General features: G+C 46.3%; 14 protein-coding genes and 1 pseudogene. 2 read left to right on the plus strand and 13 right to left on the minus strand.

Features of this window, described 5'->3' with window-relative positions; translation table 11 throughout:
* Window positions 1–51: 51 nt before the first annotated feature.
* The 10 genes from DW694_RS13230 to DW694_RS13280 all read right to left on the minus strand — a co-directional run bounded on the left by DW694_RS13230 (window position 52) and on the right by DW694_RS13280 (window position 7,122).
* A complete protein-coding gene (locus DW694_RS13230; RefSeq protein WP_002569233.1) occupies window positions 52–240 on the minus strand; it encodes a transposon-encoded TnpW family protein in 189 nt (62 codons plus the stop codon).
* The gene (locus tag DW694_RS13235) at window positions 237–1,091 is read right to left on the minus strand and encodes an ATP-binding protein (RefSeq protein ID WP_002569234.1); all 855 of its coding nucleotides are present in this window, start codon (window positions 1,089–1,091) and stop codon (window positions 237–239) included. The genes DW694_RS13230 and DW694_RS13235 overlap by 4 nt, the downstream gene beginning before the upstream one ends.
* The gene (locus tag DW694_RS13240; protein WP_002569235.1) at window positions 1,088–1,837 is read right to left on the minus strand and encodes a phage replisome organizer N-terminal domain-containing protein; all 750 of its coding nucleotides are present in this window, start codon (window positions 1,835–1,837) and stop codon (window positions 1,088–1,090) included. Before DW694_RS13240 ends, DW694_RS13235 begins: the two co-directional genes overlap by 4 nt.
* Window positions 1,827–2,039 (minus strand): hypothetical protein, encoded by a 213-nt coding sequence (locus DW694_RS13245; RefSeq protein ID WP_002569236.1) that lies wholly within the window; start codon window positions 2,037–2,039, stop codon window positions 1,827–1,829. Before DW694_RS13245 ends, DW694_RS13240 begins: the two co-directional genes overlap by 11 nt.
* A gap of 185 nt (window positions 2,040–2,224) precedes the next feature.
* A complete protein-coding gene (locus DW694_RS13255) occupies window positions 2,225–3,847 on the minus strand; it encodes a relaxase/mobilization nuclease domain-containing protein (protein WP_002569237.1) in 1,623 nt (540 codons plus the stop codon).
* Window positions 3,819–4,217 (minus strand): plasmid mobilization relaxosome protein MobC, encoded by a 399-nt coding sequence (locus DW694_RS13260; protein WP_002569238.1) that lies wholly within the window; start codon window positions 4,215–4,217, stop codon window positions 3,819–3,821. The genes DW694_RS13255 and DW694_RS13260 overlap by 29 nt, the downstream gene beginning before the upstream one ends.
* A gap of 624 nt (window positions 4,218–4,841) precedes the next feature.
* Entirely contained in the window at window positions 4,842–5,045 is a 204-nt protein-coding gene (locus tag DW694_RS13265) for a helix-turn-helix domain-containing protein (protein ID WP_003505336.1), read from the minus strand.
* Complete coding sequence (locus tag DW694_RS13270) at window positions 5,035–5,481, minus strand: sigma-70 family RNA polymerase sigma factor (RefSeq protein ID WP_003505338.1); 447 nt, start codon at window positions 5,479–5,481, stop codon at window positions 5,035–5,037. The genes DW694_RS13265 and DW694_RS13270 overlap by 11 nt, the downstream gene beginning before the upstream one ends.
* A 204-nt stretch (window positions 5,482–5,685) precedes the next feature.
* Window positions 5,686–6,453, minus strand: coding sequence for a class I SAM-dependent methyltransferase (locus tag DW694_RS13275; protein WP_003505400.1), 768 nt, complete (start codon window positions 6,451–6,453; stop codon window positions 5,686–5,688).
* Window positions 6,454–6,666: 213 nt separating this feature from the next.
* Window positions 6,667–7,122 carry an XRE family transcriptional regulator gene (locus DW694_RS13280; RefSeq protein WP_003505401.1) on the minus strand — a complete coding sequence of 152 codons (456 nt, stop codon included), beginning with the start codon at window positions 7,120–7,122 and terminating at the stop codon, window positions 6,667–6,669.
* 508 nt (window positions 7,123–7,630) lie between these two features.
* On the opposite strand from DW694_RS13280, the gene tet reads away from it, so the two are divergent.
* Both tet and tet(40) read left to right on the plus strand, forming a co-directional pair.
* Window positions 7,631–9,550, plus strand: coding sequence for a TetM/TetW/TetO/TetS family tetracycline resistance ribosomal protection protein (gene tet, locus DW694_RS13290; protein ID WP_102743419.1), 1,920 nt, complete (start codon window positions 7,631–7,633; stop codon window positions 9,548–9,550).
* Window positions 9,551–9,600: 50 nt separating this feature from the next.
* Window positions 9,601–10,821 carry a tetracycline efflux MFS transporter Tet(40) gene (gene tet(40), locus DW694_RS13295; protein ID WP_109215034.1) on the plus strand — a complete coding sequence of 407 codons (1,221 nt, stop codon included), beginning with the start codon at window positions 9,601–9,603 and terminating at the stop codon, window positions 10,819–10,821.
* A gap of 154 nt (window positions 10,822–10,975) precedes the next feature.
* Here the strand turns inward: tet(40) and DW694_RS13300 are convergent.
* From DW694_RS13300 to DW694_RS13310, 3 genes and pseudogenes are all read right to left on the minus strand, one after another.
* Window positions 10,976–11,104, minus strand: a pseudogene (locus DW694_RS13300) (Maff2 family mobile element protein); the annotation flags it as partial.
* A 241-nt stretch (window positions 11,105–11,345) separates the two neighbouring features.
* Complete coding sequence (locus DW694_RS13305) at window positions 11,346–13,205, minus strand: VirD4-like conjugal transfer protein, CD1115 family (RefSeq protein ID WP_286187122.1); 1,860 nt, start codon at window positions 13,203–13,205, stop codon at window positions 11,346–11,348.
* Between the two features lie 119 nt (window positions 13,206–13,324).
* Window positions 13,325–13,807, minus strand: coding sequence for a PcfB family protein (locus DW694_RS13310; protein ID WP_044925928.1), 483 nt, complete (start codon window positions 13,805–13,807; stop codon window positions 13,325–13,327).
* Window positions 13,808–13,836: the final 29 nt, after the last annotated feature.

Here is a 13,836-nt window from a genome sequence, read left to right on the forward strand (position 1 = left end):
GCGGCTGTCTGTATAGCGGCAAAAGCGTCAAATCTGCTTCTTTATGGTCAGTCAAATCGCCGTTTTTTGTGTAGCAGCTTCCGCTTCCAGCACTTTCATCATCTTGTCGGCTGCGGTGTCGGTTGCGCCCTGCTTGAAGAAGCCGGAAACGGTAAGGACGGAGTTGCCCATGCGGATTTCCGTCACACAGTCCGGGCGGCGGTCTGTTTTGGTGGTGCTTGTCTGTTTCGTTTCTGTCATAGGCTCTCCTTTCGCTGCTTCATCAGTTGCTTTAAGCGTTCCAGCTTTTCCTGTGCGGTTTCCTTTCGGAAGTTGCTGCCCGTGAAGCGGACGGGGGCGCACATGGAAGTCAGCCTGTCATAGATACGGGCGTGGGGCGTGTCCTGCGGGTGCTGCAATTCCTCCAGCGTGAGGTTGGTCGTGGCGATCAGCGGCTTGCCGCTTCGGTAACGGCTGTCAATCACGCTGTAAACCTGTTCCAGCCCGTATTCTGTTCCTCGCTCCATACCGAAATCATCAAGTATCAGCAGAGGGTAGCTGCAAAGGCGGGAAATATATTCGTTCCTGCCCTCAAAGCTGGCGGCAAGGTCACCCAGTATCGTTGCAAAGTTTGTCATGCAGACGGCAACCTCTTTTTCCATAAGGGCGTTGGCGATACAGGCGGCAAGGTAGCTTTTTCCCGTCCCCACGCCGCCCCAAAACAGGTAGCCGATATTTTCAGCCTGCATGGTTTCCCAGCTCTCCACATAAAAGCGGGCGGTTTCGGTCTGCGGGTTTCTGCCGTTGTCATGCTCAAATGTCCAGTTCCGCATAGCAGGGTCGGTAAAGCCCCGGCGTTTCAAGTCCTCCACTTTTTCAAGGTGCTTCTGTCGGCTTTCGGCGGCTTGCTGCTTTTCACGGGCTGCCCGCTGGCAGTCGCACTCTGCCGGGTGGCGGTCACGCCCGAAACAAGTCTTTCCCTCTGCAAAATAGGCTTCTTTGGGCGTATGGCACTTACCGCAGTATAAAAGCCCGTCCTCGCCTGTGTAGTCCTCCGCTTCGGCGGTAGTGGCTGTAATGTCCGTAATCATAGCTTCAATTCCGTTTTTCATAAGCTCTCGCCCTCCTTGCATGAATAATCGGGTATGCCCTGTTTCGGGGCAGCCTTGCCTTTGGCAGCGTCCTCCTGCGCCCACTTGTAAATGGTGGCTGCATGGCTGTGGTACTGTTTCCCGGTGGAAGCGATATGGCAGGAAAGCCGGTCAATATAATACTCCCACTTGTCGGGCAACTCTGTTTTTAGCCCGGAAAGCTCTGTATCGGTCAGTATCACATTGTTGTATCTGCCATAAGCGGCGGGGGCGGGGTGTCCCGTTTCTCCCTCTCTCTCTTTTTCTATCTCTATCTCTTTCTCTAACTCTATCTCTATCTCTGGTGGACGAATGTCGGACAAATGTCCGCCTTTTGTCCGGGGCGGTAAAAGTGCCTTGTTTTCCAGTCTTGCAGCCCGTTTCCGCTCGGCTTCGGTAGAGGACTGTCCTATCATCAGCTCAATGTCGGTCATATAGAAAGCCCCGCTGTCAAGCTGCTCCACAAGCCCCAACTGCCGGAAAATCTCTAAAGCCCTCTCAACCGTCCCTATCTGGTGGCGGGTCAGTGTCGCTATCATCTGCGCTGTGTAGGGGATATGCTCGTCAAGCTGCAATTTCCCGCCGTTTTTCAGCGATTTTAAGTACAGCTTCAAGAGGATATTGGAGTATAAAATCCCGTCTTTCATATCTTCCAGCAGCACAATGGAGTCGCTGTCAAAAAAGTTCTCTTTCAGCTTGAGGTAGTAATACTTGCGGTTATCTGCCATTGTCCCTGTCCTCCTTTTTCCGGCGTTTGGAGTAGTAGTGGGGGCAGAGTATGATAACCGCCCGGAAGCTCTGCTTGCAGCTATGGGTACAGCCCCGGCAGAGGTCATTGTATGTGATACGATCGCAGGTGGAATTCCCGACTTTCACTTGCCGCAGGAAAAAAGACCATTCCAGCCGCCGTTTCTTGCTCATTCTTGGCATGGGTGCGCTCCTTTCTGCCGTTTCCGCTGGTGTGGCGGTATCGGCGGTAATTCTGTATCATCTCGGTATCATTTTCGGGTTTTTTCTGCCCTATAAGCCCGTTAAAAAATCCTTTGGTATTTGCGGATAGGGTACGGGGCAGCCCCCTTGTTCTGTATAGGTTCGGGTACATTTTGGGGCGGTTTTTATCGTTCCTGTTCCTGCCTTTTCACAGGCTTGCGCTCCCGGTGTAAAATCTGGTCGATATTGCCCTTGACAGTCTGTAAGCGGCGGTATTCCTCCCGTTTTGCCCGGTAATCGTTGTAGCCGCTGTTTTTCTCTTGGATAAGGGTTTCAATCTCTGCTTGCAGGGCTTTATAGCTCGGCAGCTTGGAAATGCCGTTTTCCCTGAAATAGCGGGCGGCTGCGTCTGCTATGATAAAGTCGCTTTCGTACTTCTGACGGTAGGCTGCTTTTGCTTTGGCGTTTTTCTGCTGTTTCAGCCCGTCCCGGACAGGGCGGGTCTTGGAATAGGCAAGCACCTGCCGTTGCAGCTCCTTTTTCCCGTTCAGCGTCTTTTCCATCTGCTTCAGCTCTGTAAGGCTTTCCCGCATGGCGGTATAGGCGGCAGAACAGGCTTCGTCCAGTTCCTCCGGGGAAGAAAAGCCGTACTGCTGATAGGCGGTAACGGTAGCTGCCATTTGCTTTAGGTTGTGCTTTGCCGCCCAGCGGTCATAGCCCACGCCCTTGCCCTCGGCTCGCTTGGCTTCCCGGTCAACCATGCGCTGCAAGGTGTTGTCTGCCGGGGTGGTTTTTGTGGTTTTTTCCCCTTGTGACAGCTTTTTAACCGCGGCAGGGTATTCGAGTATGGCTTTGCTCTGTTCGGCGGCTCTGTGGGCGTTCTGCGTAAGCAGGACAAGGACAGCAGCCTTGTCAAAATCGTCCCCCAGCTTCCGGGCTGTGATAGGCTTTGTCCTGTCCGGCGTGAGGTAGGAAAGCCGCCCCCGGCTCTCCTTGACGGTCACACCCTCCCGCAGCAAAAGGGAAGAAAATTCGTCAAAGCTGCCAGCTTGGGAAAGTGCCTGCCGTATCGTCCGGCGCAGCTTCGCCTTGTCCGTTTCAAACTTGGTGGGCTTGGTCGGCTGTCCTGCGGCTTCTCTGACAGCGTTCTCTTTATCAAGGGCAAGCTGTCCTTTCTTTGCCGCCCAGTATTCCCGTTCGGTTATCCGTTCCTTGCTGCCGCTTAGGAGGTCGATTTGGTAAAGCCCCTCCCGGTGGCACATCTCCATGACTTCACTCTTGAAATATTCCATAGCGGCGTTGGTGCAGCGGTGCTTGCAGCCCTCCCGTGTGTCGGCTGGTCTGTCCATGTAGGGCAGAAGCGGGACTTCATAAATCCGCAGGGAGTTGATGACGATATGCACATGGATATTGCCGCTGTGGTTATGCCCGTCCGGGTGGGTGCAGACTAAGGCTTGGTGTCCGGGGAAATGCTCTTTACAGAACTGCTCGCCCAGCTCCTGCGCCCGGTCTACGGTCAAGCCGTTGTCTGTCCCGTCCCGTGGGTCAAAGCTGATGATATAGTGGTGGCTTTTCACATCTTCCCGTTTTTGGTTTTTCTCATAGCGGAGATTAGCCCGCATACAGGCAACAGCGAAATCCTCGCCCCCACAGTTGAGGGAAGAAATGCGGTAATCCTCCCTCGGTATCAGCCGCCCGTTTTCATCAAGGGTGGGCTTCATGGTAAACTCGTCATGCTCAAATGTGAGATAGGCTTCCGCTGCGCCATAGTCCGCATTTTTAGAGCTGATATGTTTGAATGTTGCCAACAGCGTCACCCACTTTCTGCAAGACTTCAAACTTTAGGGCAGCAAGGTCGGAAACCGCCGCCCGTACCTCCCCGGCAAGCTGCGGGTAGGGGCTGTGCCACTCGTTCAGCGTCCGGGCTATCTGGTTTAAGTTGCCGCCGATCCTGCCGTATTCGGCGGTCAGCTTCCCGACAGCGGCAAGCAACTCGTCATTGACGGGGGAAACGGTTATGATGGGGCGTATGGCTGCCCCGGTTATGGCTTGCCGGATAAACTCGGCTTGGCTCATGTTGTAAGCAGAAAGCCTTTCCGCAAACTCGGCGTATTCTTCCTCGGTCATGCGTGTCTTGACTACCCGGCTGCGGTGCGGCGTGTTATATCGTTTTCGCATGGTAAAACCTCCTTCGGCTGTGCGTGGTGTCCTCTCACTAATAGGAGAAAAACAGGGTGTAAAGCGGAACTGTTTTTGAAAAATCCGAAAAATTATTTTGAGGGATTTTCCAGCGGCGTAAGCCGCATAAGCAGGGTTTGGGGAAGGCACTCCCCAACAAGATTCCCGCAGGGGCAAAATGAGCGATAAGCGAATTTTGGTACTGCGGTAGAATCTTGCTCTGAAAAACTCCGGCGTTCCCCGGCTTCCGTACTTTCCGCTAACAAGACGTTTCAAAAGGGCTTTGCTACCCGCTATTCCGGCATATCTTGAAAATTTTCCTTTCACTACCTACAACACCACGCAAAGCAAAATGGACGGAGATTTTTAGAATTTCCCCTTATTCCCTACAACACCACGCAAGCCGAAAAAGGCGGACAATGGCAGTATTTTTTTCTTTGATACCCTCCACGGATAAGTAAGGGATTTTGCCAACTGCGGCGGCAATTTTCCCTTTTGTTTTTTCATACTGGGGATTTTCAAAAATGCCAAACAGGAACGAAAAAAAGCAGCAAATCTGTTGAATAGATTTACTGCTTTCTGGTTGCCGGCGAAGCGGCGGTTATTCAGTTGTAGGCGGTAGGGCTATCTCCCAAAGCGGAACTTGAAAATAGCTGTGAGAAGCGTCTGGGTGATGTAGTCCTCTGTATCTTGGTCTACCCGTCCATTCACACGGGCGGCACATTGTATGCGGCGGCGGTAATACTGCAATACAGTTCCCACCGCTTCCGGCTCCCCGCTGGTGGCTTGGACGATTGTTTCATAGGGGAGAAGCCTATTATTTCTCATATGCCATTCCCTCCATTTCCGCTTGGAGCTGCCGTAGGACTTTTCGGATATGGTAGCCCGCTGTGCTGCGGCTGCGCCCGTACTGTCTGCCAATTTCGTGCTGTGGAATACGCTTGAAAAAGGACAGGTAAATCATTTCCCGCTCCCGTTCGTCCAGCCGTGACAGGGCTTCCGCAAGTAAGCCGCTGCTGAAAATGACCGTATCGCCGCAAAGGGTAAGTATGTATTCCTCGTCCGGCTCCGGGGCTTGGAAATATTCATCTGTCGTGCCTAAAGGGTAGTGCTTTTCGTCTGTGAGGTATTCAAGGGATATTTCTCTTTTGTGCTTCCTGCTCCGTGTCCTCGCTGCGTTGATCGTTGCATTTCGGATAACGACTTTGCAAAAGGCATGGAAAGTGTACTCGATATGTTCCCGATATTCTTCTGTACAGGTCATGGAAAATCCCCCTTTCCTCCCAAAAGGGCTGTGGCTGGTTAGTAGTTGCTTTTTATGATAGTAAGGGGCGGCAGCACTTTAGGCTGTCGCTCCTTGACTGCCTAACTGCAAAACCGGGCGGGGCTGTCAACGGCGGGCGAAGCCCGTTCATCTTGACCGTTGACTGGCTCGGCCAGGTTTGCTATTTATCCGGCAAACTTGAATTTATTTTAAGCTATCACGTTTTACCTTTTTAAGCCTTACTATCATTACCATAGGAATTTCTTTGTTGTTTTTGAAACATTCTTCATAAAATCCATCAATGACAAATCCAGCTCTAAAACAAAGGTTAAAAATATCTTGTATGGAACGATGATAATAAATCTGCTCCTCCGGTTGCCCTTCAATCGCTATACCATAGTAACTGTGCGGTGTCATATATTTTTCAGTCAACGTGATAAAACAAGGGTGTTGCGTTGCAAAGACAAAAATTCCGCTTTCCTCCAACAGTTCATAAACAGCCATAAGAAGTGGTTCAATATCCGTAATATCCATAATTGCCATATTAGAAACTGCTTTCGTAAAGGCTCGATTTCTTTTTAATTCTAATATACTTTCTCTATTGGTCGCATCCGCTACACAAAATTCAATTTGTTTTGCATATTGTGATTGCCGTCTTTTAGCCAATTCTATCATTTTTTTGCTGTAATCAAAAGCGACAATCGAAGCGCCTCTTTGTGCAAGATACGAAGAATAATTTCCATTGCCACACGCAATATCCAAAATGTAATCCGCAGGATTAGGAGATAGAAGTTCCGTTACTTTGGGACGCACTACCTCTCTGTGAAATTCATTAGATTTGTCACCCATTGCATTATCCCAAAATTGTGCGTTTTTCTCCCAGATTTTTTTACTTTCCTCTGTTCCCATGTTCTCTCCCACTCCCAAAATTTGCCTTTTTGCTTCCATTAAATCTTCCTTACTATATTCCATTGTTACCCTCCATAACTTCTGATTGTTGCCGTCTTGACGATTATGTATCTTTTCTTTCCAAAATGGTATAGGCTTTTATTTTTATAATGCTGCAAAACTTTTCTTCTGTAAGGTATTCAAAGGATATTTCCCTTTGCCGCCGCTATTGGAAAGCCAAAAGCAGCGGCTTTTTTACGCGATATGACCGAAAAGTCTAGAAAGCAGGATATGTCATCATTTGTCATTTCTTCTCAATGTAATAACTGCATGGCATATCAAGCCAAATACAAGAGAAAAACAGCCACCGCCAAATAGTGATGCTCCCCACCCTGCACCCGACATTGTCATAAAACCGCCAACAAAGAAAATACCAATGCCAAGAAATATCCCGACACCATAAAAAAGTCCAATTGCCATATCATACTTATTAAATTGTCGTTTCTCTTTTTTTTCACATGTTTCCATTTTTGTTATTACCTCCTTCGCAAAATCGTCCATGTGGACTCCAAAAAGAAAACAAATTTTTTTCAACGTATTTAAATCGGGTTCATTAACATCTCTCTCCCAATTCGATAGCGCCTGCCGGGTAACATTCAATTCCCCAGCCAGTTCTTCCTGTGTCATTCCCGATTGTGTTCGCAGATGACGTATTTGCTTTCCTGTTGTAATATCCGTCTGTTTCTGGTTCAAAATGGTTCCTCCTCTCTGATGCTGATTTTATCAATATACGATACATTTATGCAGACAACACCACGGATCGGCTTTTGGCTGGACAATTCCAATCAAACACCACAGCAGACAGCAGAAACCATTCTGAACACCAGGAAGCCGGTATGATTGTTACATATAAGGGGAAGAAAAATTTCTTTTAAGTACTTGCTTTCCTAAAACTGATGTGATATAATAGCTTCATTCCAGAAAAGGAGTAAAAAATATGCGGCAAGGTATTCTTAAATAAAACTATAATCAAATAGTGGGAACAAAGAATTATGATAGCTCCTTTTGTGGGGGCTTGGTTTTTTGTACCCAATTTAAGAATACTTTTGCCTTATCAATTTTGACATATTCAAAAAACAGCAATCACAAATAGGTGTATGCTGTATATGTGTATGTCCGCAAATTAGAATCCCCAGTGGTAAAAGTATTTTACTGCTGGGGATTTTTATGCCCTTTGGGGCTGTAAAGGGAGGACAATCACATGAAAATAATCAATATCGGCATTCTGGCCCATGTAGACGCAGGAAAAACTACATTGACAGAAAGTCTGCTATACACCAGTGGAGCGATTGCGGAACAGGGAAACGTGGATAAAGGGACCACAAGAACAGACACTATGATTTTGGAACGGCAACGGGGAATTACCATTCAGACAGCGGTTACTTCTTTTTATTGGAATGATTATAAAATCAATATCGTGGACACTCCCGGTCATATGGATTTTTTAACCGAAGCATACCGCTCTTTATCTGTCCTTGACGGAGCTGTTTTAGTCATTTCAGCAAAAGACGGCGTACAGGCACAAACCCGTATATTATTCCATGCGCTTCAGAAAATGGACATTCCGACAATTATCTTTATAAATAAGATAGACCAAAATGGGATCGACCTGCAGTGTGTTTACCAAAGCATTAAAGATAAACTTACCAGTGATATGATTGTCATGCAGGAGGTTTCCCTGTCGCCAAAGATAACCATGACCGATATTTCTGATTTAGACAAATGGGATATGATTATTTCCGGAAGCGATGAACTATTAGAACGATATGTTGCAGAGGATTCTTTGGATATACAGGAATTACAATATGAAAAGTGCAAAAGAACCAGATGCTGCTCTTTGTTTCCTGTTTATCATGGGAGTGCAAAAGACAATTTAGGAACAGAAAAACTGATTGAAGCGATTATAGAAACTTTCATTACAGAAACGGACGATATTCAGTCTGAATTATGTGGATATGTTTTTAAGGTTGAGTATACAGAGCGGAAAAAACGGCTTTCTTATTTACGCCTGTATCATGGGACGCTCCATTTACGGGATACCCTGCTGCTGTCAAAAAAGGAAAAAATAAAGATTACAGAAATGTGTATTCCGTCAAATGGTGAAATCGTCCCGGCTGACCATGCCTGTCCGGGAGAAATTGTTATTTTAGCTGATGATACTTTGAAACTGAACGATATCCTGGGAAATGAAAAACTCCTGCCTCACAAAACACGGATTGATAATCCCATGCCATTACTTCGGACAACGGTAGAGCCGCAAAAGCCGGAGCAAAGGGAAGCCCTGTTAAATGCCCTCGCAGAGATTGCTGATACAGACCCTCTTTTGCATTTTGACATTGATACTGTTACCCATGAGATTATGTTATCTTTTTTGGGGAATGTGCAGATGGAAGTCATTTGTGCCATCCTTGAGGAAAAATATCATGTGGAGGCAGAAATAAAAGAGCCTACTGTTATATATATGGAAAGACCGCTTAGAAAAGCAGAATATACCATCCACATAGAAGTCCCGCCAAATCCTTTCTGGGCTTCTGTCGGGTTGTCCATAGAGCCGCTCCCTATTGGAAGCGGAGTGCAGTATGAAAGCAGAGTTTCACTTGGATATTTAAATCAATCGTTCCAAAATGCGGTTATGGAGGGGGTTCTTTATGGCTGCGAGCAGGGGCTGTATGGATGGAAAGTGACAGACTGTAAAATCTGTTTTGAATATGGATTGTATTATAGTCCTGTAAGTACCCCCGCAGACTTTCGGCTGCTTTCCCCTATCGTATTGGAGCAGGCTTTAAAAAAAGCAGGGACAGAACTATTAGAGCCATATCTCCACTTTGAAATTTATGCACCGCAGGAATATCTCTCACGGGCGTATCATGATGCTCCAAGGTATTGTGCAGATATTGTAAGTACTCAGATAAAGAATGACGAGGTCATTCTGAAAGGAGAAATCCCTGCTAGATGTATTCAAGAATACAGGAACGATTTAACTTATTTCACAAATGGGCAGGGAGTCTGCTTGACAGAGTTAAAAGGATACCAGCCAGCTATTGGTAAATTTATTTGCCAACCCCGCCGCCCGAATAGCCGTATAGATAAGGTTCGGCATATGTTCCACAAGTTAGCTTAACAGCTTGCAAAAGTCATATAAAATGAGATTTGAAAGGAGAATGTAACTTCATGTTTGCTAAAAATTCAAAGGCATATTCTGTCTACCTGCTGTTCCGATTTGTCTGTTCCCTGGCGGTTTCTATGTCCACAGTGCTTTCCATCGTGTACCACCTGGAGGTGGTGCAGCTGGATGCTTTCCAGCTTGTCCTGGTAGGGACGGTTCAGGAGACCTCCTGCTTTCTGTTCGAGATGCCCACCGGTGTGGTGGCGGATTTGTATAGCCGTCGGCGCTCGGTGCTGATTGGAATGTTCCTCTACGGCCTGGGCTTTCTGATGGAGGGTGCGCTACCGTGGTTCGCGCCGGTTCTGCTGGCCCAGGTTGTCTGGGGTTGCGGTGATACCTTCATCACCGGCGCTCTGGAGGCGTGGATTGCCTCGGAGGAAGAGGACAAACCCATAGACAAGGTGTTCCTGCGGGGCAGTCAAATGGGGCAAATCGGCGGCGTTCTGGGCGTGGTGCTGGGCACACTGCTGGGAAACATAAACCTGCAAATGCCTCTCATCTTGGGGGGCAGTTTGTGCTTGTTGTTGGGGCTGGTGATGGTTCGCATCATGCCAGAAACCAACTTCTCCCCTGCTATTGAGGAACGGCAGGGCTTGCTTAAAGACTTTGTCTGCCTGTTCAAGCTCAACCTGGGCTTTGTGAAAGGCGCACCTGTGTTGCTGGCGCTCTTAGCAATCACACTATGCGGGGGACTTGCCAGTGAAGGCTTTGACCGGCTCTCCACCGCTCATTTTCTGGATGACACGGTAATACCCGTTATCGGGCCGCTGAACAGCGTCACTTGGTTCGGTGTTATCAGTCTTATCGGCAACGGCTTAGGTATTCTGGCTTCTCAGTTGCTCATCGCCCGCATGGAGAAAAAAGGGACTGTCAGCCGAACCAGTGTGGTCATGTCCACCAGCGCCGGGTATATCCTGTTCCTGGTTCTCTTCGCGGTGGGGCGGAGCTTTTGGTTCATGTTGTTGGTGTTCCTGCTGGCGGGGCTTATGCGCACCATCAAGGAGCCTGTGCTGGCCGCCTGGATGAACGACCAAGTGGATGAGAAAATGCGCGCCACAGTCTTTTCCACCAGCGGACAGCTGGACTCTTTCGGGCAGATCATCGGCGGGCCTATTGTGGGGCTGGTAGCCCAGCAGGTGTCCATACCCTGGGGGCTGGTCTGTACCGCTTTCCTGCTGTTGCCCGCGCTGTTCTTAGTGCCGGTGGCGGGAAAGAAGCGGGATTGATATGGCATAGTTAAGTTTACTGACGAGCGGGAGATTACTTCCGCTCGTCTTCATTTAGTAGCGCAAAATTTGAGGACTCTTTATTTCCTTATTCGGTATAGCGGAGGCGGCTGTCAATTCGACATAATTTTCTTGTGATACTTTACCGTACATGAGCATTTGCACCCGGATTGTCCGTTCCATATCCTTCCAGCAGATTGATCACTCCCCAGGCTGCAAGTCCGGCTCCGATCGCACAAACCAATGTTTTTAAGGTCGTAATTGCCGTTGTAAAAAATGCCATAAGTGTACCTTTGGAAAACTTACATTTTCCAGTCCTTTCTTAGATTTTTTCCAGAAAGGGAAGAAAACACTATATAAACCCTGCCTTTTGTGCTACACTAAGCATAGGATTTTCTACTTGGAAAATACCTCACACGTACAGTCGGTATATTCATTTTCGTCGATGGATACCGACTGTTCCTTTTTTCCAAATTATTCATGATTTCCTCCCATGATTCACTTCCCGACAATTTGTCGAGAAGTTACATCTGATACAATTCCACTTCATCCTCTGGTTTCAGTATCAGATTAGTACTCAGATATTTTTCAATATCAAAGATATTCTTTTTGTCATAATCGGACAGATATTTGTAGTTTTTATGTTTGCAAATATCGTATTTATTTGAGAAAAATGGTCTGACACCTCTCACCTGCAGAATACATTTTCCTCCGTCCATGACTGCTATTTCATCCTGGCTCATCAACTCCTTTCCTGTTTTCTGGTAGTTCATTCCATAAGACCGCTGACTGCCTCTCGTATCCGATGTGTTATAAAGATCTATGGTTTCTTTTCCCAGGATCTCCGCTATTTCCTTTAATGTCGTTTTTTCCTTTCCCCCCAGGAATAAGGTCGTATCACAGTTCCCTTCGATGGTATCGGCATTATCCTTATAAATTGCCTTAAGCTGAGACTTTGACTGCAAAATAATAGAAGCTGAGATTTCCCGGCTTCTAATCGTAGCAATCAATTTTTCAAATTTAGGAATTTGTCCGATGTTCGCAAACTCGTCCAGGAGACACCTCACATGAATTGGAAGTCTGCCTCCATATACATCATCAGCTCTGTCACAGAGCAGATTAAAAAGCTGTGTGTACATAATAGAAACAATAAAATTAAAGGTATCATCGGTATCTGAAATAATAACAAACAATGCAGTTTTCCTGTCACCAACCAGATCCAATTCCAGCTCGTCATAACTCATAAGCTCCCGCAGTTCCGCAATATCAAAGGGTGCGAGTCTTGCACCACAACTGATCAGAATAGATTTTGCTGTCTTACCGGCGGCCAGCTTGTATTTTTTGTACTGCCTTACCGCAAAATGGTTCGGGTCTTTCTGCTCCAGTTCATCAAACATCAGATCTACTGGATTCTTGAAATTCTCATCATCTTCCCTGGCTTCTGACGCATTGATCATTTCCAACAGAGTATTAAAATTTTTTTCTTCTTCCCTGCCTTCATACCAGATATAGCCAATCAGGGCACAATAATAGAGTTTTTCCGCCTTTACCCAAAAATCCTCACCTGATTGCTGCCCTTCACCTTTGGTATTAGCAATAATGGTTGTTACCAGTTTTAGAATATCTTTTTCACTGCGGATATATACAAATGGATTATAGTGCATGGATTTTTTGAAGTTAATTGTATTCAAAACTTTGATTTTATACGGTTCATATATAACTTTTCCCTCTTTGTCCCGCATGATTTTTCCATTCTCATCCGTCATTGGACTGCCTTTTGCCAGCATACTGCCAACCTCCAGAAGCACAGTTCCCTTTGGATCAGTAATCACATAAGAGCTGTGCATCTGCATAATGTTAGGCTTTACAAAAAATCTGGTTTTTCCAGAACCGGAACCGCCAATTACCAGAATGTTTTTATTCCTGGCGTATTTCGGATTCTTTGGTCTGCTTGACATAGTAAGACTCTCTGTTTCTGTGAGAATAATATTATTTTCAAATTCAGGATCAGCATATGGTCGTATATCTTTTTCTGTTCCCCATCTGGCAGAACCATACTCCACACCCAGCCGATATTTCCTGGCATTTTTCGTGCGGTAAATAATAATAAGCTTTACAGCCACGCCGCCTGCGATTCCACACAACAAATCTATATGATTCAAACTTGGACAGAGATTCTGAAATGCCAGTTCAAAATAGGTAATGGTATTCATAAATTTATCCCAGGAAGTTGCTCCGTTGTTTACCCGATACAACCAGGCAATCTTATTGAAAAAATAGGCAAACATCAGATAGGGGAAATTAGCTAAAAACAGCTTTTTCTGATCTGCCCTCTTCAATTCACTTACCTTGTCCGTAATCAGATTTTTCACATCTGCAAGCATTTTTCCTGGGATACTCTCTGAGGAAAAAACAGCTTTTCCAGATATTTTTCTCTTTTTCGGAGAGCCTCTGATATGCTGAACTTTTCCTCTTTTCTTCTTATGCTGCTGTTTTTTCTCAGTCATAAACTCTGCCCTCTGTCTTTCTGCTGTTCTCTTGCTCGTTCTCTGTTCTTTCCTTTAGACACAGCATCCTTAAAGTGCATAAGTTTTTCCATAATAGATGGCTTATCCTTTTTGTTCATCTGGACACCCAAATATTTCTTAAATGCCAGATTCATCATTTCTGTATCCTGCCCTTTAAAGAACACATAGTAGGTCGGTGGCTTGGTCGAACTGTCTTTTTTCAAGGCAAAATCTAAACGGTATTTTTTCGCCACACGCTCAAAGGACTTGATATTTCCATCTGTGATTTCAATATTGGATAAACCAGAACCCTGGCTTTTCAATTCTTTGTATGACTGTTTTCCAACCTTATAAGGATTCTTTCCCTTTTGCTTCTGTCCTGACAGATACTTCCGCAGCATATTTTTTAACACGTCGGCAGTCACTCTTGCAGTTTTAACCGACAATGCGATTGTTTTCTGTGTAACTTCTTCCTGCAATTTGCACGCCTCCTTTCGATTCTGATCAG

It is taken from the genome of Ruminococcus sp. AM26-12LB (assembly GCF_003480785.1).
Classification (GTDB): domain Bacteria; phylum Bacillota; class Clostridia; order Lachnospirales; family Lachnospiraceae; genus Blautia_A; species Blautia_A fusiformis.